This window comes from Methylocystis sp. Se48 (assembly GCF_056269425.1).
In genome coordinates this window covers 517,446-538,917 of record NZ_CM149850.1, presented here as the reverse complement: position 1 = coordinate 538,917, position 21,472 = coordinate 517,446, and the positions used below count along the sequence as shown (strand labels likewise).

Here is a 21,472-nt window from a genome sequence, read left to right as displayed (position 1 = left end):
CCTTACTTCACGCTCTGCCAGGCGACGACGGCCTTCTGCGCGGCGTCGGCCAGCGTATCGGCCTGAATGATCGGAATGCCGCTTTCGGCGATGATCTTCTTGCCCGCTTCGACATTAGTGCCGGCGAGGCGCACGACGAGCGGCACGCCCTCGATGCGCTCCTGACGGACCGCGTCGACGACGCCCTGCGCAACCCAGTCGCAGCGATTGATGCCGGCGAAGATATTGACGAGCACTACTTTCACGCGGCGGTCGGAGAGCACCAGACGGAAGGCGTTGGCCACGCGCTCCGGCGAGGCGCCGCCGCCGACGTCGAGAAAATTCGCCGGATTGCCGCCGGCGTGCTTGATCATGTCCATCGTCGCCATGGCGAGGCCGGCGCCGTTGACGATGCAGCCGATCTCGCCGTCGAGGCCGATGTAGTTCAGGCTGTGCTCATGCGCCTGCGCCTCACGCGGATCGCTCTGGGAGGGATCGTTCATGTCGACGATGTTGCGGCGGCGGAAGAGCGCATTGTCGTCGAAAGACATTTTCGCGTCGAGCGCGAGCACCTTGTCGTCTTTGGTGATGACGAGCGGGTTGATCTCCAGCATGGTCGCGTCATTGTCGCGGAAGGCGCGATAGGCGCCCATGATGGTCTGCACGGCGCGCGAGACCTGCTTGAGATTGAGGCCGAGCTGGAAGGCGAGTTCGCGCGCCTGGAACTGCTGGAGGCCGACCGCCGGCTCGACAATCACCTGGAGCAGTTCGTCCGGCGTGTTCTTCGCGATCTCCTCGATGTCCATGCCGCCATGCTTGGAGGCGATGACGCGCACGCGCTCCAGCTTGCGGTCGAGAACGAAGCCGAGATAAATCTCGCGCTCGAAAGGATCGGCGACTTCGATATAGACGCGCTGAACGGGCTTGCCTTCCGGGCCCGTCTGCGACGTGACGAGACGCTTGCCGAGAAGATCGCGCGCCGCCTGCTGCACTTCGTGATAGGTGCGGCAGAGCTTGACGCCGCCGGCCTTGCCGCGCGCGCCGGCATGGATCTGCGCCTTTACGACCCAATGGGAGCCGCCGAGTTCCGTCGCGGCGTAAACCGCCTGATCCGGGCTGAAGGCCACGGCGCCGGGCGGGATCGCTACGCCGTGAGCCGCCAGAATTTCCTTGGCTTGGTACTCGTGGACGTCCATCGGTTTCTCCCTCGCGGTTCTTCGCGTTTATTGGGCGGCCGGCGCGGGACGCGTCAGCCGCCAGTTTCGGCGTTTAGCCGATCTTTCCGCGCACCACTTCGTAGACGGCTTCCGTCTCGGCCGCCGCCTTGGCGAGCAGCGCATTGACTTCGGCGAGCTGCTTCTCGGCGAAGTCGCGGTCCTTGATCGACTTGGCGTTGATGAAGACGTTGAGCGCGCAGGAGCGCAGGCCGGCGTTGGCGGCGAGCACGGCGACGCCGGCGTCGCTGATGACGCCGAGATTGCCCTTGTCGGCGGCTTCCTTCGACAGCGCGATGACCTCGTAGCAGACCTTGCAGGTCGCGAGCGGCGCCAGCGTCGCGGCCCTCAGCGCTTCCTGGATGGCGGCGGCGCGCGCGGCCTTCTCTTCGTCGGTCGCCTTGGGCAGGCCATAGGCCCCCATGAGCGTGTTGAAGGCGACGACGTCCTCGTCGATGCCCTTGGTCAACTCTTCGCGCAGCGCTTCGGCGCGGGCGAGGGTCTTTTTCAGATCCTCGGAGACGGCCTCGTAGTTCTTTTTGCCGACCGTCAGATTGCAGACCATCGACACGAGCGCGGCGCCCATGGCGCCCGACAGCGCAGCCGCGCCGCCGCCGCCCGGAGTCGGCGCGCCGCTCGCGAGCTCGTCGAGAAATTTGCCGATCGTTTCAGTCTTCGCGCTCATATCAGGCCAGCTCTTTCGCAAGGGCGTAAATGTTTTCGCAGTCGAACACCTTGTCGGCGCTCTCGAAGAGCTTGCCGACGCATTCGCGATGCAGCTTCAGCTTGAGGCCGCCGAGACCCAGCGCGCCGATGACGATCTTGCCGTGGCGCTCCTTGGCCTTGTCGGTCGCTTCAACCCCGGCGATGCCGAGCGGCGGCTGGGCGTTGCAGTCGGCGATGAGCTCGACCGTCGGATTGTCCTTCCAGTCGGCTTCGGCGAGCAGCTCGACGCCGATGGCGCCGGCCCCGAAGATGACCTGCGCGCCCTTGCACGCCTCGGCGCGGGCGGCGTTGTCCTTGGCCTCGACAGCCTTCGGCGTGAAGCCGAAGCGCTCCTGAATAGCCTTGGCCGACGCTTCGGCGCGGGCGAGTTCACGCGAGGTGATGGCGACCTCGGCGCCCTCGATGTTCAGCATGGCCGCGGCGCGCATGCCGACCGGACCCGTGCCGGCGAGGACGACCGCTTTCTTGCCCTTCAGATCGCCAGCCTTGGCGAGAAGCGCGACGCCAGCGGCGGCGGTCGTATTCGAGCCGTTCGAGTCGAGCATCACCGAGACGCGGAAATTGGAGAAGAAGCGCTTCTTCACCGCCTTGAACACGGCTTCGCCCGCGACCATGGAGCCGCCGCCGACGAAGATCGCCGTGTACTGCTTCTCTTTGGGTCCGCGAGTGTAGATGCAGCCGTCGACCAGCGCGCCGACGTTTTCCGTCGTCACGCCGCCGTAGCCGATGACGTGATCGGCGCCGCCGTCATAGCCGACGACCGTGTCGAAGACGCTCGCGACCGGATCGGTGTCGAAAAGGAAAAGGAGCTTCTTGGTCATCAGTGTCTCCAGCGGACCACGCCGCCCGTCATGGCCGGCCTTGTCCCGGCGTTCCGCGCCGGGACGTTCGAAAAATTCGGGTCGCGTCACGCGACCTCCCGACGGCCCGCCCCGCGCGGACATGAGCGCGGGACGCTGGCCGGGACCGTTCCCGCGTCGCTTACGCGGTCACCACGTTGCGCGGCGCGCCTGCGACGAAAGCGTCGATATTGTCGATCAGCTGATCCGCGAGCACCTGCATCGCCTCCTTGGAGGCCCAGGCGACGTGGGGCGTGATGATCAGGTTCGGGATCGTCGGATCGAGCAGGACGTTGCCGTTCTTCGGCGGCTCGACGGTGAGCACGTCGAGCGCCGCGCCGGCGATCACGCCATTGCGCAGCGCGTCGGCGAGCGCCTGTTCGTCGATAATGCCGCCGCGCGCGGTGTTGATGATGCTCGCCGTCTTCTTCATCGACGCGAGCTCCTTCGCGCCGATCATGCCCTTGGTTTCGGGCGTCAGCGGGATGTTCAGCGTGATGACGTCGGACTCGCGCAGGATGGTTGCGACGTCGACCTTGCCGGGAATGTCCATGACGTCGTTGACGAGCACCTTCATGCCCAGCGCCTTGGCGCGGGATTCGACCTGCTTGCCGAGCGCGCCATAGCCGATGATGCCGAGCGTCGAGCCGGCGATGTCGTAGATCGGATAGTCGAAATAGCAGAACTGATTGGCGTACCCCCAACGGCCGCGGCGCACGCTGTCGACATAGTTCACGAGGTTGCGGCGCAGCGCGAAGAGCAGCGCGAAGACGTGCTCCGGCAGCGTGTTGTAGGCGTAATTGCGGATGTTCGAGACCGTGACGCCGTTGGCCGTGGTGTAGGCCTTGTCGATCACGTCCGTGCCGGTGGCGGCGACCGCGATGAGCTTCAGCTTGGGAAGCTGCTTCAGCGTCGCCTCGCGTAGCGGCACCTTGTTGGTGATGATGATGTCGCAGTCCCGCGCGCGCTCGACGATCTGGTCGGGCGAGGTCTGCGGATATTCCGTATATTCGTGCGGGAAGTTCGGTTTGCGCACATTGGCGTCGAGCGTTTCGCGATCGAGAAAGACGATTTTGTGCGACATGAAATTCCCCCGGATTTTCTCGTGTTCTTGCGCGCGCTCTCCCCTGTCGGGAGAGACCCTCTCCCCGCGACGGCCGCGGGGAGAGGGCGTGTCGAATTACATCTTGAGGAGCGGATTGGCGCGATAGACCGCCTGAGCCGCCGCGACGCCCGAGCCGGGGGTCACCTTGATGCCGTTGTCGAGCATCGCCATTTCAGCGCCCGCAATGGCGCCGAGCAGCATCAGCTCGTTGAGGTCGCCGAGGTGGCCGATGCGGAACACCTTGCCCGCGACTTCCGACAGGCCGGCGCCGAGCGCGAGATTATAGCGCTTGTAGGCGGTCTCGATGACCTTGGCGGCGTCGAAGCCCTCCGGAACGACGATCGCGGTGACCGTGTCCGAGTTCCACTTCGGCTCCTTGGCGCAGGTCTTCAGGCCCCAGGCCGCGACCGCGGCGCGCACGCCCTCGGCGAGGTGATGGTGGCGCTTGTAGACCTGATCGAGACCCTCTTCGAACAGGATCGAGAGCGACTCCTTTAGGCCGTAGAGCAGCGGGACGGACGGCGTATAGGGGAAATAGCCGTTCGCGTTCTGCGCGATCATGTCCTGGAACTCGAAGTAGGCGCGGCGGTTCTTGTTGGTCTTGCCGCACTCGATGGCCTTCGGGCTCGCCGCCATCAGCAGCAGGCCGGCCGGGAGCATGAAGCCCTTCTGCGAGCCGGAGACGACGACGTCGACGCCCCATTCGTCCATCTTGAACTCGAGCGAGGCGACCGAAGACACGCCGTCGACGAAGAGCAGCGCCGGATGCTTGGCGTTGTCCATCGCCTTGCGGACGGCGGCGATGTCCGAGGTCACGCCCGTCGCGGTCTCGTTGTGGGTGGCGAGGACGGCCTTGATCTCGTGGTTCTTGTCGGCCTTCAGCGTCTCTTCGATCAGCTCCGGATCATTGCCGGTGCCCCACGGACGCTCCTGCACGATGACGTCGAGGCCATGGCGGCGGCAGAGGTCGATCCACAGATGCGAGAACTGGCCGAAGCGCTGGGCGAGAACCTTGTCGCCGGGCGACAGCGTGTTGGTGATGGCCGCTTCCCAGCCGCCGGTGCCGGACGCCGGGAAAATGAAGGCGTGGCCCTTCTCCGTGCCGAAAACCTTCTTGAGGCCGGGGAAAAGCGGCTTCACCAGATCGGGGAAGGTCGGCGAACGATGGTCTTCGGAGGCGACCGCCATGGCGCGCACGATGCGGTCGGGAAGATTGGTCGGGCCCGGCACGAAAAGGAAATTCTTGCCAGGGACGCGGGAATTCAACATCAGGTGGCTCCTTTGGGCGTTTATCGTTGGATGGCTCGACCCGCGGCGCCCCGCGGGGCGCCGCCGATTTCTCTCGCGTCGGACGTCAGAACAGGCCGGCGATGCGGCCGTTCGAATCCACGGCGATGTTGTTCGCGGCCGGAACCTTCGGCAGGCCCGGCATCGTCATGATGTCGCCGCAGACCACGACGACGAACTCGGCGCCCGCCGAGAGACGCAGCTCGCGGATAGGGATGATGTGGCCCGAAGGCGCGCCCTTGGCGTTCTGATCCGTCGAGAAGCTGTATTGCGTCTTCGCGATGCAGACCGGGAAGTTGCCGAAGCCCTCTTTCTCCAGCTCCGCGAAACGCGCCTTGACGCTGGAATCATAGGAGATGTCGGCGGCGCCGTAGAGCTCCTTGGCGATGGTGCGCACCTTCTCGGCGAGCGGCATGTCGTCGGGATAAAGCGGCTTGAAGTTCGAGGGCTGCGTCTCGATCGTCTTGACGACGGCCGTCGCGAGATCCGCCGCGCCGGCGCCGCCGGAACCCCAGTTGTCCGCAACGACGCATTCGACCGCCTCGATCTTGCAGAGCCTGTCGAGCGCCGCCATCTCGGCCGGGGTGTCGGAGGAGAATTTGTTGACCGTGACGAGCACCGGCACGCCGAACTTGCGGACGTTCTCGATATGGCGCTTCAGATTCGCAAAGCCCTTCTCGACCGCCGCAACGTTTTCGGCCTTCAGGTCTTCCTTCGCCACGCCGCCATGCATCTTGAGCGCGCGGATGGTCGCGACGATGACGGTGATGTCGGGCTTGAGGCCCGCCTTGCGGCACTTGATGTCGAAGAATTTCTCCGCGCCGAGATCGGCGCCGAAGCCGGCTTCCGTCACCACATAGTCGGCGAGCTTGAGTCCAGCCTTGGTGGCGATGACCGAATTACAGCCATGCGCGATGTTGGCGAAGGGGCCGCCATGGATGATGGCCGGGTTGTTCTCGAGCGTCTGCACGAGGTTCGGCGCGATGGCGTCCTTGAGCAGCGCGGCCATGGAGCCCGCGGCGTGAATCTCGCTGGCGCGAACGTTCTTCTTGTCACGCGTCTGGCCGACGATGATGTTGCCGAGACGCTGCTGAAGATCGGCGAAGTTCGAGGCGAGGCAGAAAATCGCCATCACTTCCGAGGCGACCGTGATGTCGAAGCCGTCCTCGCGGGCGAAGCCGTTCGACACGCCGCCGAGCGAGGAGACGATCGAGCGCAGGGCGCGGTCGTTCATGTCGACGACGCGGCGCCAGGAAACGCGGCGCGAATCGATCGCCGGCTGGTTGCCCCAATAGATGTGGTTGTCGATGAGCGCCGCGAGCAGATTGTTCGCGGCGCCGATGGCGTGGAAATCGCCGGTGAAATGGAGATTGATGTCCTCCATCGGCACAACCTGGGCGTAGCCGCCGCCGGCCGCGCCGCCCTTCACGCCGAAGCAGGGGCCGAGCGACGGCTCGCGCAGGCAGCAGAGCGCCTTCTTGCCGATGTAGTTGAGGCCGTCGGTGAGGCCGACTGTCGTGGTCGTCTTGCCTTCGCCCGCCGGGGTGGGCGTGATCGCCGTGACGAGGATCAGCTTGCCGGTCGGCTTGCTCTCCAGCGAGGCGAGGTAGTCGAGGGAGATCTTGCCCTTGTAATGGCCGTAGGGCTGGACGTGCTCGGCGGGAATGCCGAGCTTGTCGCGCGCCACATCGACGATCGGCCGCATCTTGGCGGCCTGGGAAATCTCGATGTCGGACTTGGGCGAAAGGTGCTGATTGTCTTTCCCGCTCGCGCCCGGCGCGGCGGCTGACGTAGTAGACGACATATAGCTCCACTCCCTCTCGAACCCGCTGGCGCGAGCCCTGGAAAATTATCCGGCCGTCGGCGCGAACGACGACTCCGCGCGCCGGCTTGTCGCCGCCGTTTGAACGACCTTATCAAAGCCGCCCCGGCCTTCGATGGCCCGGCCCGGGCGCGAACCCGCCTCCGCGCGCAATGAGCCCATTCGGACGACGCGATTTTGCCGTTTCGTATGACGGCAATAAAAATTGCGCGTCAAGCGCGCCGATGGGCGCGTCCAGAAGATGCCGCAACGCAGCATTCGCGCCCCTCCCGTTCGCGCGACGACGGACCTGCCTCCCGCCGCACATTCGACAAGCGAGGCCGCATTCCTATCCGATACCTACCTGATAGAACTGTCCGTCGAAATTGCTGTAAAGCAGCGGATCGTCAATGAATTCCACGTCCATGAGATTTATTTGCTTGCCGATACGGTAGGAGCACGAATGAACGCTGCGCATTTTTCGGGCCGGGACGGCCCCGCCCGAACCTATCCTGGATGGGGGTATGGGTAGGGCCGATTGCGCAGGTAACAGGCAGGGAAAAATTTTTTTGTCGCACTGGCCTGTCGCATCGCCATCCCTATCGGCCGATTGCGAAGCCTTATCGCGCCGGCGCGCTTTCGGGAATGAAATTCAGCGCGACGCCGTTGATGCAATATCGCAGCCCGGTCGGTGGCGGGCCGTCTGGGAAGACATGGCCGAGATGCGAGCCGCAGCGGCTGCAATGCACCTCCGTGCGCACCATGCCGTAGCTGCGATCGACGGTCGACCCCAGCGCGCCGGGCAAGGGATCGAAGAAGCTCGGCCATCCCGTGCCGCTGTCGAACTTGTCGCCGGAGCGAAAGAGCGGCTGGTCGCAGCCTGCGCATTGGAAGACGCCGCGGCGCTTCTCGTGATTGAGCGCGCAGCTTCCGGGCCGCTCGGTGCCGTGGCGGCGCATCACCTCGTATTGTTCGCGCGTCAGCCGCGCGCGCCATTCCTCGTCGGTGCGCGTGACCGGGAAAATTTCATCGCTCATTGACGCTTCCTCGAAGGGGATCCGCGACCTTGCGCCGCCTCATGATATGTTGGCGACGACTCGGGCTTTGACCAGAGCGCGGCCTGCCGGAGGCGGGCTCCTGCAAACGAAAGGCGACGATTTCCTGATGACCGACAAGACATACGACGCCGTGGTGATCGGCTCCGGCTTGGGCGGCCTCACCGCGGGCGCCCTGCTCGCTCATGCAGGTTACAGCGTCTGCCTGCTCGAGCGCAATTTCAGCATCGGCGGCGCGGCGTCGGTCTACAAGGTGGGCGACCTGTGGGTCGAGGCCTCGCTCCATCAAACGTCGGACGCCCGCAATCCGCGCGACGTGAAGCATCACATCCTCAGCCGGCTCGGCATTCTCGACGAAATCGAATGGGTGCCCACGGGTCCGCTCTACAAGGTCGAGGGCGGGCCGCTCGGCGAAGCCTTCGCCCTGCCCGTCGGCTTCGAGGCGGCCCATGACGCGCTCGCGACGCGCTTTCCCGACAAGAGCGCGGCGATCAAGCGCTTCCTTGGCGAGGTCGAGCAAATCCACGACGCCATGTGGACGATGAAGCAGGCGCGCGAAGAAGGGTCGATGGCGAAATTCACGCGCGGGCTGTGGGAGGTTCAGCCGGCCGCCGACGGCTGGATGAAATCGCTCGACGAGATCTTCACCCGCGACTTCGCCGGGGCCGAGGGATTGAAATGCGCGCTCGGCGCCAATCTCGCCTATTACGGCGACGACCCGCGCAAGCTCTGGTGGATTTATTTCGCGCTGATGCAGGGCGGCTACATCGCGTCGGGCGGCGCCTATATCAAGGGCGGCTCGCGGCAGTTGAGTCTGAAGCTCGCGAAATGCATCGCCAAGGCCGGCGGCGCCGTGCGCATGGGGCGTCTCGTCACGCACATCGAGACGGACGCAGCCGGGAACGCCGTCGCCGTGCGTCACGTCGCGCGACGCACGAGCGACAATGAGGAGCGCATCGAGGCCCGCGTGGTTTTGGCGAATTGCGCGCCCTCGATCGCGAGCGCGATGATGGATCCGCCGGCGCGGGCGAAAATGGACGCAGCCTTCGGCGCGCGGCCGCTCTCAACGTCGCTCTTTTCCGCAAATTTCGGCCTGAAAGCGAAACCCGTAACCGTGGGTCTGACGGATTTCCTGTCGATCTCGCTGCCGTCGAAGATGCAGCGATTCGATCAATACAGCGACGGCGCGACGGCGATGTCCGACATGCCGAGAGGAGAACTTCCGCTGCACGCCGTCTCCAACTTCACGGCGGTCGACTCGGGCGTCTGGGACGAGCCGCCGATCCTGCTCAGCGTGCTCGGACTCGACCGGCTGGAGAACTGGAAGGGCGCGACGAAGGAGGACGCGCTCGCGCGCCGCGAGGCCTGGCTCGATGCGATTCAGGCGGAGCTGGAGCTGAAGTATCCGGGTTTCTCGAGCCTCGTGACCTCGCGCATGCTGCTCAACGCCTTCTCGATGTCGAGCTATCTCAACACGCCCGGGGGGGCAGTCTACGGTTTCGCCCCCCTGCCCCCGGAAGAGCCGATCTTCATGGGCTTTCCGCGCACGCCGGAGACGCCGGTCGGCGGCCTCTATCTCGCCTCGGCCTTCGGCGGCGAGCACGGCTTCAACGGCGCTATGCTGTCGGGCGCGGAGGCGGCGCGTCTCGCGGAGCGCCGCCTCTCGACGAATGGAAAAGCGTGAGGCTACGGCGCGCGCTCGAGCGTGACGAGCGCTTCGCCGCCCTCGCCCACAAAGGTCAGCGTCTCGCCGTCGAGCGCATAGCCGCGCACGCCGCGCAGCGCCGCCAGATAGGCCCGCTCGACCTCTGCCAGCGGCCCCGGGCAGGCCATGCGCGTCGCCATCATCGGCCCGAAGGTCATCCGCGCGCCGGACATGGTCGGTTTGCCGGCGATGCGGTTGCAGCCGACCGTCGAGGCGAAGCGGCCGTTGGCCGCGAATTCGGCGCGCGTTCTACCGACATCCAGCGCGTCGGCGCCCGCGACGGACACAATGCGCCAGCGTCCCGTGAGAGAAGACGGCGCGGCGAAAGCCGTCGCGGCGAAGAGCGACGCGACCAGTAGTGCGGCGAGCCTGAAACCACGCATGACGTTCCTCCAAAAAAACGGGTCCGGTCATAACGGCCGGACCCGAAGACCGCAACGCGCGTCGCGCGCGGCTATGCGTCGTCGGCGAGGGTGAGGCGATGCAACAGCCCGCCGATGACGCCGCCGAGCAGCGGCGCGACCCAGAAGAGCCACAGCTGCTGGAGCGCCCAGCCGCCGACGAAGAGCGCCTGGCTGGTGGAGCGCGCCGGATTGACCGAGGTGTTGGTCACCGGAATCGACACGAGATGGATTAGCGTCAGCGTCAGGCCGATGGCGATCGGCGCGAAGCCGACCGGCGCGCGGCCCTCGGTCGCGCCGAGGATCACGATGAGGAAGACCGCCGTGAGCACGGTTTCGATGATGAAACCCGACTGCAGTGTGTAGCCGGCGGGCGAGTGATCCTCGTAGCCATTGGCCGCGAAGCCGCCGGCGAGCGAGAAGTCGATGTTCCCCTGTGCGACGAGAAGCAGGATGAAGGCCGCGAAAGTCGCGCCGACGACCTGCGCCGCCCAATAGGGGCCAAGCTCCTTCCAGGAGAAGCGTCCCGCGACGGCGAGGCCGAGCGACACCGCCGGATTGAAATGGCCGCCGGAGATGGGACCGAAAGCATAGGCGCCCGTGAGTACGGTGAGGCCGAAAGCGAGCGCGACCCCGAGAAATCCGATGCCGAGCTGCGGGAATCCCGCCGAAATCACGGCGCTGCCGCAGCCGCCGAGCACGAGCCAGAAGGTGCCCAGAAACTCCGCGAGCAGCTTGCGGCCAAGACCCTTCGCAAAACCATCCTGCATAGTCAAACCTCCAGATTCATTCCCGATAAAGCCCACGCCCTCGGCGGCTTCCGCGCGCTTGAGCGACAATCCGAATCCCATCCAGCTCGCGCCCGCGAAGATCAGATCGACGCCGAGAAAGGCGCCGAGCACCCAGAGGCTCGAGACCGGCCACTGCGCGAGGATCATGCCGCCGAGCAACAGAGTGACGACGCCCGAGAGGGCGACAAACACCCAGGGCGCCCGTTTGGGCAGCTGAAAGGCGAGAAATGTCCGAACCAGGCCCGAGGCCACAAGCCCGGCGCCGAGCAACAAAGTCAGAAACTTCGCCGCGAGCAGCGGGTTTTGGACGGCCGCGAAGCCGCCGATGACGTAGAGAAGGCCGATCGCCAAAAACAGGAAGAATTGTTTCCAGCAGCGAACCGCGAACGCATAGGCGATCTCGACGAGGCCGCTCACGATCATCGCCACGCCGACGACATAGACCGTCGCAATGGTGGCGCCGACGACGCTGCCAAGGGCGACGAATCCGGCGAGCGCGATCAACGCGCCATAGGCGACCATCCAGCCCCATTTTTCGCGAAGGGGCGCGGCCTCTCGAAGCCGCTCCTGCAACCTATCCGGTGACGTGAAAACCATACCGCACCTCCCAGAAACGATCGGGGCCAACGATTGAAGTCCGACAAAACTTGATAGCAGCGGGCGACAAAGATTGCACTATCAAGTTGCGTAGAACACACTATTTCGACGGACGCGCGAGATGAGGACGCAAAGACGAGCAAGCTATGCGCCGCCGGCAGGCTAAACTCCACTGCCCGCGTCCGCCGCAACGCCGTCATTGTCTTCGAGGCCGCGATCGTCTTCACCGCTCGCCAGCGCCGGGCGCCCCTGCGACGCCCGGTCAGAACTTCACGCCGACCCCCCGTGATGGGTCCGTGCAACACCGCGTTGATTCCGTTCTCGCGGCCCTCCACCCATTTCGAGAAGTCGACGCCAAGCCCGCGATATCCGGCGAGGCCGGCGAGCTTCGCGCCGACGACCTCGAAATCGTGACGGCAGCCGCCGAAGAACTGCCAGCTGAACTTGCTGCCGGCGCCGAAACGCCGATGTCGCCGCGCATCTCGAACTGACTGCCCGGCGCGAGACTGCGCCGCATCCGCAGGCCGATGACGGGCTCGATCCGCCACATTGCGCCCGACTCCCAGACGCTTCTCCCGCCCGCCTCCTGAATGCCGAGCAGGGACGCGGTCGCATAGACCTCGTCCCGCTGCTGGCCGTCGAGATGGTGGAGGCCGGCTTCCAGCGTCACGGGCCGGGAGGCGTCATAGAAGCGCGCGACGTCGAAGCGGGGGCGGCGCGACTGCGCCGCGTTCCGCCAGCGGGGACAACCCGCGCGAGAAATCCCGCGCTATCCTGTCACCAGCTTACGTCGAACCGGCAGGCGGGCGCGCCGCAGGCCTCGCAGTCGACTTCGATCACACGCACGCAGGGCCCCAGCATCGCCCCGAAGACGCGCTCGAAGGCAGCGGCGAAGTAATGACAGGCCGGCCCTTCCGTGCGCAGGCGCCGGCAGATCGGCGAACGCGCGATGCGCAACTGCAGTTTCGGCGAAAAGGAAAAAGAGAAGGCGCCGCTCCCCGCGAATGTCCAGGCGTGCCGCGCGATGGCCGCGACGAGGATTCGCGCCGCGAGCGGCCGCGGCAGAACGCCGAGCAGGATCTGCGCAAGGGCGGGAATGCGATGCGCCAGCAGATAATCGCCGGTCAGGCGGCCCGCGAGGCGCGACGCATTGCCGGCTTCGGTCGGCCCCAGCCGTTCGACCATCGCCCGATGAAGCAGCGCGACGTCGCTCTCATCGACCATTTCGCGCGGCGGGTCGGAAAGATGACGCTCGACGCCCGCCGCCAGAAAAATCTCCCGGCACACGCCGGCGCCGAACGCTTGCGTCAAGGCTTCCGCGACGCGCGTGACGGCGTTGGGGCCGATCACGCCCGTTTCGGCGACGGGGCCTTCCAGCGAAGACGCGTCACTGCGCGTGATGCTCATGGACGCGCGGCTCGCTTTTCTGGAGAATGGCGATCTCGGGCGCCGCGTCGACGTCCTCCTCCGTCATCTGCTCCTTGCCGCCGCCGCAGGCCATCGCCTGCGCGGCCTGCGACATGGTGCTGGCCGGGCGATTATGCGTCACCTGCCATTCCACATCCTCGTCGGCGGCGCGCTTGCGCGTCGCGTCGAAGTTGAATTTCACCTTGGAGCGGGACTGCGGCCCCCAATAGTCGACCTTGCCGAGGTCATAGAATTTGCGCTCGAAGCCGGCTTTCAGAAACGCCTTGAGGCATCCCAGAAGATAACGCCGCCGCTCGCCGCTGCCGGCCCAGGGGTAGGAGAACAACGCCTTCTTCATGTAAAAGCGGCGGTAATTGTTCATTACGCGATCGAGCAGTTCGCCGCGGTCCATCGCCTGCGGCTTGATGATCGGCGTGACGAAATTGTATTTTTCGTAATCGAAGATTTCGACCTTGTCGCCCAGCTCCTTGAAGAGATCGGAGAAGGGCCAGGGCGTATACATCGACCAGTTGGCGAGGTCGGGCTTCCAGTCCTGCGCCATCCGATAGGTTTCCTCGAGCGTCTCGGCGGTCTCGTTCTCGAGTCCCACGATGAATTGCGCCTCGACCACGATCCCGGCCTTGCGCAAGAGCTCCACCGCCCTTTTGTTTTGCGCGACGGTCGTCTCCTTGTTGAAGAGATCGAGCTTGAGCTGCGCCGCAGCTTCCGTGCCGAGCGACACGTGAATCAATCCGGCCTTGCGATAGAAAGGCAGAAGCTCCTCGTCGCGCAGAATGTCCGTGACGCGCGTGTTGATGCCCCAAAGAATATTCAGCTTGCGGTCGATCAGCTCCTGGCAGAAAGCCACGAACTTCTTCTTGTTGATCGTGGGCTCTTCATCGGCCAGAATGAAAAAGCCCACGCCGTGATCGCGCATGAGAGTCTCGATTTCATCGACGACCTTCTTCGGATCGCGAATGCGATAGTCGCGCCAGAATTTCCACTGGCTGCAGAAACTGCAGGTGAAGGGACAGCCGCGCGCCATATTGGGAATCGCGACCTTCACGCCGAGCGGGATGTAATTGTACTTGTCCCAGTTCAATATGCCCCAGTCGGCGACGATCGCGTCGATGTTCTTCACTGTCGGAGCCGCGGGCGTCGCGACGACCTTTCCGTCCTCGACATAGGCGACGCCCTTGATCTCCGAGCGGTGCGCCGGCCAGCCGCCGCCGTCGATCGCCTTGACCAGATCGACGATGATCTCCTCCCCCTCGCCGCGCACGATGGCGTCGATCCAGGGCGCTTCGGCCATCACCTGCCGATACATGAAGGTGGCGTGGACGCCGCCGAGAACCGTCACCGCCTGCGGCCGGGCTTCCTTGGCGATCTGCAGGGCGCGCTCGGCCTTGTAGATCGACGGCGTGATCGAGGTGGCGCCGACGACGTCCGGCGCATAATCGGCGATCTGCCGGCGAAGCTCTTCTTCGCCGATATTGAAAGTCATCGCATCGATGAAGCGGATATCGGCGAAGCCCTGGGCTTTCAGCGCGCCGGAGAGATAGGCGACCCAGGCCGGCGGCCAGTTGCCGGCAATCTCGGCGCCGCCCGAGTGGTAATTGGGGTGAATGAAGAGAATGCGCATGCCGATCACCGCCTTCCAACGCCCTGAGCCGGTTTGACAGGCGGAAGTGTAAACCTACAATGACGTAAAGCAAGCTTGCCGCGCCTCCAAAACCCGGATGCGACATCCCGCCGCCCCCGCGAACGCGACGCTCTCTCTTTATTTCCTCATTCCGTTCTGCGACACGCTCTGCTGGTTCTGCGGCTGCCATACGAAAATCACGCGCAAATATGCGCCGATCGCAGATTACCTTGAGGCCCTCGTCCAGGAAATCCGCAATGTCGCCGGAGCGACGCCCGCTGGCGCGCGCGTGACCCATATTCATGGGGGCGGCGGCTCGCCGACGATCCTCGAACCTGCGGACATCGGACGCTTCGCCGGCGCCTTGCGCGCCGCGTTCACGGTCGCGCCGGACGCTGAATTCGCCGTGGAGGTCGATCCGCGCGGCATGGACGAATCGCGCATCGCCGCGCTTTGCGAAAGTGGGCTCACGCGCGTCAGCATCGGCGTTCAGGACTTCGATCGCATCGTTCAGCAAAGGATCAATCGCGCGCAGAGCGTCGAGGAGACGCGGCGCGTCGTCGACGCCTTTCGCGCCCATGGCGTCCGCTCCCTCAACATCGACGCCATGTATGGCCTTCCCGGCCAGGGCGACGCGCAACTCGCGCACACGCTCGATGAAGTTCTTCGCCTTTCGCCCGACCGAATTGCGCTCTTCGGCTATGCGCATGTCCCGTGGATGAAGCGGCATCAGACGCGCATCGACGAGGCCGGGGCGGCGGACGCCGTCACGCGGCATGCCCAGGCGGAAAGGGCCGCCGCGACCCTCGTCGCCGCGGGCTTCGAACGGATCGGCGTGGATCATTTTGCGCGCGCCGAGGATGCGCTCGCCGCTGCGGCGCGCGGGGGCGGGGTGCAGCGAAATTTCCAGGGCTACACGGTCGATCCGGCCGACGCGCCGCCCGGCCTCGGCGCTTCGGCGATCGGACGTCTGCCGCAGGGTTATGTCCAGGATGAAAGCGCCATTGCGCAATATGAGCGCAAGATACGCGGACATGGGTTTACCGTCGTGCGCGGACGCGAGCTGACGGCCGAAGATCGCGTCCGCGCCTTCGTCATCGAGCGGCTGATGTGCGAGCTTGCGTTTTCCTCAATCAGCGTCCGGAACGCCGAGGAGGAATTCGCCCATGCGCTGACGGACGGCGCCCGGGAAGCGATCGCCGCTGATCAGGATGGCTTCCTCGAGCCGACCGACGACGGCTTCCGCGTCACGGATCGTGGACGGCCCTTCGTGCGCGCCATTGCGGCGCGATTCGACGCATATCTTTCCGCAGCCCAAAAACGCCATTCGGTCGCGGTCTGATCTTTCCTCGCGCAAATAAATCCGGCGCCTTACGAGAAGGCGCCGGCATCGAGTCGCGTGAAGATGGGAACGTCCGGGAGCGGCGGTCGTTCGACGCGAAGCCCGGACGCCCCGCGCCGGATCATCTCACTCCGCGGCCTCCCACGCCATCACGCCGCTTGTGGCGACAAGCAGGAAGTCAGGGTCCAGGCTGGTCCGAAAAGCCAGTTCGGCGGACGCCAGGCGGGAAATGCGAGACTCTCGCACCAAGGGCCAACGCCCGTCGTCAGCCCGCCGATCACCGCGACGATCATAACGGCGCCGGCGGCGGCGATGACGAGAGAGAGGTCCGAACCGAGGTCGATCATGGCGAGGCCAACCGCAGGAGATGCGCGAGATCCTTGAAGAAGATGCGGATATGGGCGAGCGGATCGGCGCGCACCAGCTCCTTGTTCATGTAGGCTTCCCAGGTGAGGCGCTGAACGTCGGGATCGCGGCAGATGCTCACGAAAGCCTCGCGGCGCTTGTCGCTGCCGTACCAGAAATATTGCAGAATCCCGAGGATCCAGAATACGCGGCCATGCGCCTCCATGAAGCGCTTGCGGGCCGTCGCCAGCGCGCGCGCGTCGGCTGTGCGCAGAAACTCCTGAGCCGCGTCGGCGGCGAGGCGTCCGCCGAACATGGCGTAATAGATGCCCTCGCCGGAAGCCGGGGCGACGACTCCGGCGGCGTCGCCTGCGAGCAGCACGTCGCGGCCATTGTCCCAGCGCCGCAGCGGCTTCAACGGAATGGGCGCGCCTTCCTTGCGCACCGCCGCCTCTTCGCCGAGGCGCGCGCGCGTCCGCAAATTCGCGACGGCGGCGCGCAGCGAAAAGCCCTTGTTGGCGCTGCCAACGCCCACGCTCATCGTGTCGCCGTGCGGAAATATCCAGGCGTAGAAATCTGGCGACAGGGCGCCGTCGTAATGGATTTCGCAGCGGTTCGGATCGGCGCCGTCGTCGCTCGGAGTCGCGATGATCTCGTGATAAGCGAAGACGAAGCGCGTTTTGTCGGCCCCCGCAACCTCCTGCCGGGCGACGGCGGAATTCGCGCCGTCGGCGCCGATCACAAGCCGGGCGCGCAAAACGCCTTCCTCGCGATCTTTCGTCGCGTAACGCACGACGGCGACGCCGTCTGCTTCGCGCGTGATCTTTTGATAAGCGCCGGTGACGCGGGTCGCGCCCGATTGCGCGGCGCGCGCCCGCAGCCATTCGTCGAATTCCTCGCGATCGACCATACCGACGAAGCCGCCCTTGATCGGCATGTCGACGACGACGCCTTTCGGCGAGATCATTCGCGCCGAGGAAACGCGCGCCTTGAGCAGATGATCGGGAATGCCGAAATCGCGAATGAGCCGAGGCGGAATGGCGCCGCCGCAGGGCTTTATGCGGCCGGCCTTGTCGAGAAGCGCGACCTTGCGGCCCCTGCGCGCGAGATCGTTCGCCGCGGTGGCGCCGGCGGGGCCCCCGCCGACGACAACGACATCGAATACGTCTTCGGTCAGCATCGGCGCGCTCCCTCTTCCGTCACTCCGCTGGGACGATCGATTGCCCGGCGGCGACGGCGCCGTGACGCGGCGCGGCCGGATTGATGACGCGGCGCGCGAGCGCCGCCGAATAGAGGAAGAGCGCCGCCTCGGCCGCGAAGACCATGGCGTAGGCCGGAAGCGGCGCGCCGACGACGAGCTTCGCGACATCGACGAGGAGCGTCGAAACGACGCCGCCCATGCCGAAGGCGATGGCCTGAGCGGCGCCCCATAAGCCCATGCGCGTGCCTGCGCGCGATCCGGCGCCCGCGCATGCGAGACCCATCATCGAACCGATCGCGGCGACGGCGAATACGCCGTTTGAGAAGCCAAGCGCGAAGACGCTGGCGCGCAGCGCGAGCGCCTGCCCCGAAAAGCCGCTCGCCGCGAGGGCGCCGAGCGCCGCCGCCGAGGCGACGCAGCCGCCGATCGTCCAGAGCCGGAGCGAACCGAATAGCGGGCCGCCGATCCAGGATCCCATGAAGGCGACGAGAAGCATGCCCGCGAGCACGCCGCCGTGCTGAAGGCCCGCGAGCTTGGTCGTGACGCCCGGCGGCAAGTCGAAGACGACGCCCGCAAAGGGTTCGACGAGAAGCTCCTGCGCGCTGTAGGCCAGCATGGAGACGAAGATGAAAATGGTGAAGCGGCGCGCGGCGGCCTCCGCCCAAACCTCGGCGAAGGCGCGCCGGAACGGCGGCTTCGCCGCGGCGGGCGCGTCCGCCGGCGCGGCGCCGGATTCGACGCCGGCGACGGCGAGCGTCGCGACAAGGAAAGCGATGGCGCAGGCCGTGGCCGTCACTGCGACGAGCCGCGCGGGAGAGTAGGGTTCGAGGAAATGTCCGGCGAGCGGCGCCGAGACCGCAAAGCCGAAGATCATCATCACCCAGACGGTCGTCGCCGCCGCGGCGCGGCGGGCGGGCGCGACGCGCGTCGCAAGCATGGCGAGAACGGAGGTGCCCGCGGCGCCGGCTCCCATTCCGACCATGAGGAAGCAGAGCGCGGCGAGGATAAGGCCTGCGGCCGGGCGCGTCGCGATCAGCGCCGTCGCGACCGCTGCGCCGGCGCCGCCGAGCGCGAGCGCCGCCATGCCTGCGACGATCCAGGGCGTGCGGCGTCCGCCCATATCCGCGCCATATCCCCACGCGGGCCGCAGAATCTGCACGGCGTAATGCGCGGCGACGAGCAGGCCGGGAACAAGGGCGGGCAAGGCGAGTTCGACCGCCATGACGCGATTGATCGTCGATGTCATCAATACGACGACGGCGCCGAGCGACGACTGCACGAGCCCGAGCCGCACGATGCCGATCCAGCTGAGCGTCGCTTCGGTCATGCCGTCACCCCATTATGCTCGAACGAAGCGCGAAGGCGGCGACCAGCATGCCGAGCACATAGAGCGTCGTGCCGGTCGCGTTGTAGAAGGGCGCCTGTCCGCGGGGGTCCGCGAGGAGACGGCGCATCAGGATCAGTTGCCCCGCGAGCAGCGCGGCGACCGCGGCTGCGTGCAGCGGCGCCGACCATGCGAGAAGCAGCGCGGCGACGGCGATTTGCGGGACCGCCATCACATAGCAGGCGAGGCGCGCGGCCTTTTCGACGCCGAGCTGGACCGGAAGCGACATCACGCCCATGCGCTGATCGCCCTCGACCGACTTGAAGTCGTTCAGGGTCATGATCCCATGCGCGCCGAAGCTGTAGAGCAGGGCGAGCAAAACGACGCGCCAGTCCGGCAGGCTCGACGCCATGACGGCGGCGCCGGTGAACCAGGGCAGGCCCTCGTAGCTGATCGCGACGGCGGAATTGCCCCACCAGCCATTGAGTTTCAGCCGCGCCGGCGGGGCGCTGTAGGCCCAGGCGAACGCAAGGCCGACGATCGCCGCGCCGAGCACCCAAAGTCCCAGCGCCGCCGCGACGGCGAGCGAGAGGGCCGTCCAGGCGCAAGCGATGTAGAAGCCCCAGCGGCCAGGAATGCGGCCCGAGGGGATAGGACGGTTCGGTTCGTTGATGGCGTCGACGTCGCGGTCGTACCAGTCGTTGACCGCCTGACTCGTGGCGCAGACGAGCGGTCCCGCCAACGCCACGCCCATGACGATCACGCCCCAGCGGTTCTCGGCCGGAAGCCCCGACGAGACGACGCCGCAGGCGAAGGCCCACATCGGCGCAAACCAAGTGATTGGCTTGAGGAGTTCGAGAAAGGCCGAAGGCGTCGGGGCTCGCATGGGTGGACCCTATGCCTGACACAAATCGGCGTCAAGACAGATTTACACCTTGCGCTGTCGCGTCAGGGAAGATCCTGCGCTTCCGGGTCGGCGCCGTCGCCGTCGAGGTCGCCCAGGCCATAGCGGCGCAGCTTCGCGTAGAGGCCCTGCCGGCTCAGGCCGAGCATGTCGGCGGCTGAGGCGCGATTGTCGTGGGTGAGTTCGAGCGCGGCTTCGATGCACAGGCGTTCGATCAGATCTGTGGTCTCTCGAACCAGATTTTTCAACGGCACGCGGCCGACGAGTTCGGTGAACTGCTCCACCGTATGCGGCAGTTCGCGCCCGCCGAGCTTCTCGCGCCCGGCGCGCCAGCCGGCGCTGCGAATGGAGAATCCGAGGCATTGTTGAGCGCCGCCGGGCGCCGCGACCGCAGTGATCTCTATGTCTTCCGTCGAGCCATACTGACTGCGCAGGATCGTCGAGAAATGCCGCACGGAGCCATGGGCGCGCAGATTGGCGAACAGCACGTCGACGTCGACGCCCGGCCGGCCGATCCATTTCTCGATCGGCTCGCCGCGCACCTGCTCTTCGTTCGCGCATTGCACGAGATCGAGAAAGGCGGAATTGGCGGTCAGAACGCGACGCTCGCCGTCGGTCACGACAAAGGCGTCCGGCATGTTTTCGACGACGCGCAGGAGATTGGCCTTTTCGCTCGCGACCCCGCCGGCGGCCCCGTCGAGGCGGGAGAGCAGCACGAGGAGATAGGACGCGCTTTCCTGACGGAACAGCGAGCCCGACAGCAGCAGCGATTCCCTGCTTCCCGCCAGTTGCACGTGGACGTTGTCGACGCGCGGCGCGACGCGCAGCGCCGCGACGAAGGATTGCGTCGCCTGCGCGCTCGCGGGGTCGAACAGATCCGCGAAAACCTGTCCGACGAGTTTCTTGAGGTCTTTTCCGACGAGCGCGCTCGCGGCCGGATTCGCCTCGGTCACGCGCAGATTCGCCGCGTCGACGATGATCACGGCCTCGGGCGTGAGCTGGAAGAGCACGCGATAGCGCCGCTCCGCGCCGCGAATGCGCGCGTATTCGCGCTCCATCGCCTGTTGCGCTTCGGCGAGCCGCTGCTGCAGCGCCGCCATGGCGCGCAGATCGCGGCCCACCGCGAGAATGCGATTGTCCGCGCCGAACCGCACCGCGCTGAAGCGCACCGGCGCGTCTGGGCCGTTCGCGGCGGGATAGTTCACCTGACGCCAGCGCGTCGCGGCGCGCGGCTTCGCCTCCCGAAGCAGATCCTCGATCTTCGGCCGGCTCTCCACCGTGACCGTGTCCGCCCAGCGCCGCCCGATCCAGTCCCGATAAATGTCCTTCGCGAGCTCCTGCTCGCCGAAAGCGGCGTCGAGGATCACGCCGGCGCGGTCAAGCACCAGCGTTACGTCGCCCGAGGAGACGATCGCAGCCGCCGCCGATTCCGGATCGACGGGCCCGAGACTCTCGGCGGGCGCCGTCAAGCGCGCAGGGGCCGCATTGGGGCTCTGGCCTTCGGTCACATGACCTCTCTTCAGTTGCCGGCCGAATTTTCTGACACGACTTGAGTGAGTATGCCCTTACACAACGACGTTATCCAAAGAAAGATCGTATTCTCGGGAGCCCGGACGGCTCCGCCCCGCGCGCTTTCGTCGCTATTGGGCTATCATGATGTAAGCAGAAAATTACGTCAACCAAGATTGACAGTCGTGAAAAGCTCATCTTACACTCGTCTCACGGATCGGGTGCGGCCGCCGCGATCCCCGGCGCGCGGCGCCGAGTGAATGGCCCTGCCTTGCAGGGCGGGCGTCCGCGAGCGCGG

The 21,472-nt window shown here is 66.0% G+C and carries 19 protein-coding genes and 1 pseudogene; 3 read left to right on the top strand and 17 right to left on the bottom strand.

Annotated elements, in window-relative coordinates:
- Positions 1-2: 2 nt before the first annotated feature.
- The 7 genes from ACV959_RS02610 to msrB all read right to left on the bottom strand — a co-directional run bounded on the left by ACV959_RS02610 (position 3) and on the right by msrB (position 7,988).
- On the bottom strand, positions 3-1,175 hold the full coding sequence (locus ACV959_RS02610) for a malate--CoA ligase subunit beta (RefSeq protein WP_475738370.1): 1,173 nt from the start codon (positions 1,173-1,175) through the stop codon (positions 3-5).
- 73 nt (positions 1,176-1,248) lie between these two features.
- On the bottom strand, positions 1,249-1,878 hold the full coding sequence (fchA, locus tag ACV959_RS02605; RefSeq protein WP_475738369.1) for a methenyltetrahydrofolate cyclohydrolase: 630 nt from the start codon (positions 1,876-1,878) through the stop codon (positions 1,249-1,251).
- A 1-nt stretch (position 1,879) separates the two neighbouring features.
- Complete coding sequence (locus tag ACV959_RS02600) at positions 1,880-2,740, bottom strand: NADP-dependent methylenetetrahydromethanopterin/methylenetetrahydrofolate dehydrogenase (RefSeq protein ID WP_475738368.1); 861 nt, start codon at positions 2,738-2,740, stop codon at positions 1,880-1,882.
- 160 nt (positions 2,741-2,900) lie between these two features.
- Entirely contained in the window at positions 2,901-3,842 is a 942-nt protein-coding gene (locus ACV959_RS02595; protein ID WP_475738367.1) for a D-2-hydroxyacid dehydrogenase, read from the bottom strand.
- Between the two features lie 96 nt (positions 3,843-3,938).
- A complete protein-coding gene (locus tag ACV959_RS02590; RefSeq protein WP_475738366.1) occupies positions 3,939-5,132 on the bottom strand; it encodes an aminotransferase class V-fold PLP-dependent enzyme in 1,194 nt (397 codons plus the stop codon).
- An 85-nt stretch (positions 5,133-5,217) separates the two neighbouring features.
- Positions 5,218-6,954 carry a formate--tetrahydrofolate ligase gene (locus ACV959_RS02585; protein WP_475738365.1) on the bottom strand — a complete coding sequence of 579 codons (1,737 nt, stop codon included), beginning with the start codon at positions 6,952-6,954 and terminating at the stop codon, positions 5,218-5,220.
- 617 nt (positions 6,955-7,571) lie between these two features.
- Entirely contained in the window at positions 7,572-7,988 is a 417-nt protein-coding gene (gene msrB / locus ACV959_RS02580) for a peptide-methionine (R)-S-oxide reductase MsrB (RefSeq protein WP_475738364.1), read from the bottom strand.
- Between the two features lie 127 nt (positions 7,989-8,115).
- Between msrB and ACV959_RS02575 the strand changes: the two genes are divergently transcribed.
- Positions 8,116-9,690: a phytoene desaturase family protein gene (locus ACV959_RS02575; RefSeq protein ID WP_475738363.1), complete on the top strand. Its 1,575-nt coding sequence runs from the start codon at positions 8,116-8,118 to the stop codon at positions 9,688-9,690.
- Between the two features lie 2 nt (positions 9,691-9,692).
- On the opposite strand, the gene ACV959_RS02570 is transcribed toward ACV959_RS02575, so the two are convergent.
- The 3 genes and pseudogenes from ACV959_RS02570 to ACV959_RS02560 all read right to left on the bottom strand — a co-directional run.
- A complete protein-coding gene (locus ACV959_RS02570; protein WP_475738362.1) occupies positions 9,693-10,094 on the bottom strand; it encodes an META domain-containing protein in 402 nt (133 codons plus the stop codon).
- A gap of 71 nt (positions 10,095-10,165) precedes the next feature.
- Positions 10,166-10,882, bottom strand: a complete 717-nt coding sequence (gene aqpZ / locus ACV959_RS02565) for an aquaporin Z (RefSeq protein WP_475739574.1) — start codon at positions 10,880-10,882, stop codon at positions 10,166-10,168.
- A gap of 171 nt (positions 10,883-11,053) precedes the next feature.
- Positions 11,054-11,425: pseudogene (locus tag ACV959_RS02560) on the bottom strand (HdeD family acid-resistance protein); the annotation flags it as partial.
- A 371-nt stretch (positions 11,426-11,796) separates the two neighbouring features.
- Between ACV959_RS02560 and ACV959_RS02555 the strand changes: the two are divergent.
- On the top strand, positions 11,797-11,991 hold the full coding sequence (locus tag ACV959_RS02555; RefSeq protein WP_475738361.1) for a hypothetical protein: 195 nt from the start codon (positions 11,797-11,799) through the stop codon (positions 11,989-11,991).
- 286 nt (positions 11,992-12,277) lie between these two features.
- Here the strand turns inward: ACV959_RS02555 and bchJ are convergent, their stop codons facing one another.
- Positions 12,278-12,907 carry a bacteriochlorophyll 4-vinyl reductase gene (bchJ, locus tag ACV959_RS02550; RefSeq protein ID WP_475738360.1) on the bottom strand — a complete coding sequence of 210 codons (630 nt, stop codon included), beginning with the start codon at positions 12,905-12,907 and terminating at the stop codon, positions 12,278-12,280.
- Complete coding sequence (gene bchE, locus ACV959_RS02545) at positions 12,888-14,549, bottom strand: magnesium-protoporphyrin IX monomethyl ester anaerobic oxidative cyclase (RefSeq protein ID WP_475738358.1); 1,662 nt, start codon at positions 14,547-14,549, stop codon at positions 12,888-12,890. The genes bchJ and bchE overlap by 20 nt, the downstream gene beginning before the upstream one ends.
- A 97-nt stretch (positions 14,550-14,646) precedes the next feature.
- Between bchE and hemN the strand changes: the two genes are divergently transcribed.
- Positions 14,647-15,891, top strand: coding sequence for an oxygen-independent coproporphyrinogen III oxidase (hemN, locus tag ACV959_RS02540; RefSeq protein ID WP_475738357.1), 1,245 nt, complete (start codon positions 14,647-14,649; stop codon positions 15,889-15,891).
- Positions 15,892-16,040: 149 nt separating this feature from the next.
- On the opposite strand, the gene ACV959_RS02535 is transcribed toward hemN, so the two are convergent.
- From ACV959_RS02535 to ppsR, 5 genes are all read right to left on the bottom strand, one after another.
- The gene (locus ACV959_RS02535; RefSeq protein WP_475738356.1) at positions 16,041-16,238 is read right to left on the bottom strand and encodes a tryptophan-rich sensory protein; all 198 of its coding nucleotides are present in this window, start codon (positions 16,236-16,238) and stop codon (positions 16,041-16,043) included.
- Positions 16,235-17,416 carry a geranylgeranyl diphosphate reductase gene (locus ACV959_RS02530; protein WP_475738355.1) on the bottom strand — a complete coding sequence of 394 codons (1,182 nt, stop codon included), beginning with the start codon at positions 17,414-17,416 and terminating at the stop codon, positions 16,235-16,237. The genes ACV959_RS02535 and ACV959_RS02530 overlap by 4 nt, the downstream gene beginning before the upstream one ends.
- A gap of 19 nt (positions 17,417-17,435) precedes the next feature.
- Complete coding sequence (locus ACV959_RS02525) at positions 17,436-18,764, bottom strand: BCD family MFS transporter (RefSeq protein WP_475738354.1); 1,329 nt, start codon at positions 18,762-18,764, stop codon at positions 17,436-17,438.
- Between the two features lie 4 nt (positions 18,765-18,768).
- Positions 18,769-19,647: a chlorophyll synthase ChlG gene (chlG, locus tag ACV959_RS02520; RefSeq protein WP_475738353.1), complete on the bottom strand. Its 879-nt coding sequence runs from the start codon at positions 19,645-19,647 to the stop codon at positions 18,769-18,771.
- Between the two features lie 62 nt (positions 19,648-19,709).
- Complete coding sequence (gene ppsR, locus ACV959_RS02515) at positions 19,710-21,173, bottom strand: transcriptional regulator PpsR (protein WP_475738352.1); 1,464 nt, start codon at positions 21,171-21,173, stop codon at positions 19,710-19,712.
- Between the last annotated feature and the right edge of the window lie 299 nt (positions 21,174-21,472).

What these genes read in the sequence shown, in the direction of transcription:
- ACV959_RS02610 (WP_475738370.1), bottom strand. Translation starts at nt 1,175, where the DNA reads ATGGACGTCCACGAGTACCAAGCCAAGGAAATTCTGGCGGCTCACGGC.
- fchA (WP_475738369.1), bottom strand. Translation starts at nt 1,878, where the DNA reads ATGAGCGCGAAGACTGAAACGATCGGCAAATTTCTCGACGAGCTCGCG.
- ACV959_RS02600 (WP_475738368.1), bottom strand. Translation starts at nt 2,740, where the DNA reads ATGACCAAGAAGCTCCTTTTCCTTTTCGACACCGATCCGGTCGCGAGC.
- ACV959_RS02595 (WP_475738367.1), bottom strand. Translation starts at nt 3,842, where the DNA reads ATGTCGCACAAAATCGTCTTTCTCGATCGCGAAACGCTCGACGCCAAT.
- ACV959_RS02590 (WP_475738366.1), bottom strand. Translation starts at nt 5,132, where the DNA reads ATGTTGAATTCCCGCGTCCCTGGCAAGAATTTCCTTTTCGTGCCGGGC.
- ACV959_RS02585 (WP_475738365.1), bottom strand. Translation starts at nt 6,954, where the DNA reads ATGTCGTCTACTACGTCAGCCGCCGCGCCGGGCGCGAGCGGGAAAGAC.
- msrB (WP_475738364.1), bottom strand. Translation starts at nt 7,988, where the DNA reads ATGAGCGATGAAATTTTCCCGGTCACGCGCACCGACGAGGAATGGCGC.
- ACV959_RS02575 (WP_475738363.1), top strand. Translation starts at nt 8,116, where the DNA reads ATGACCGACAAGACATACGACGCCGTGGTGATCGGCTCCGGCTTGGGC.
- ACV959_RS02570 (WP_475738362.1), bottom strand. Translation starts at nt 10,094, where the DNA reads ATGCGTGGTTTCAGGCTCGCCGCACTACTGGTCGCGTCGCTCTTCGCC.
- aqpZ (WP_475739574.1), bottom strand. Translation starts at nt 10,882, where the DNA reads ATGCAGGATGGTTTTGCGAAGGGTCTTGGCCGCAAGCTGCTCGCGGAG.
- bchJ (WP_475738360.1), bottom strand. Translation starts at nt 12,907, where the DNA reads ATGAGCATCACGCGCAGTGACGCGTCTTCGCTGGAAGGCCCCGTCGCC.
- bchE (WP_475738358.1), bottom strand. Translation starts at nt 14,549, where the DNA reads ATGCGCATTCTCTTCATTCACCCCAATTACCACTCGGGCGGCGCCGAG.
- hemN (WP_475738357.1), top strand. Translation starts at nt 14,647, where the DNA reads ATGCGACATCCCGCCGCCCCCGCGAACGCGACGCTCTCTCTTTATTTC.
- ACV959_RS02535 (WP_475738356.1), bottom strand. Translation starts at nt 16,238, where the DNA reads ATGATCGACCTCGGTTCGGACCTCTCTCTCGTCATCGCCGCCGCCGGC.
- ACV959_RS02530 (WP_475738355.1), bottom strand. Translation starts at nt 17,416, where the DNA reads ATGCTGACCGAAGACGTATTCGATGTCGTTGTCGTCGGCGGGGGCCCC.
- ACV959_RS02525 (WP_475738354.1), bottom strand. Translation starts at nt 18,764, where the DNA reads ATGACCGAAGCGACGCTCAGCTGGATCGGCATCGTGCGGCTCGGGCTC.
- chlG (WP_475738353.1), bottom strand. Translation starts at nt 19,647, where the DNA reads ATGCGAGCCCCGACGCCTTCGGCCTTTCTCGAACTCCTCAAGCCAATC.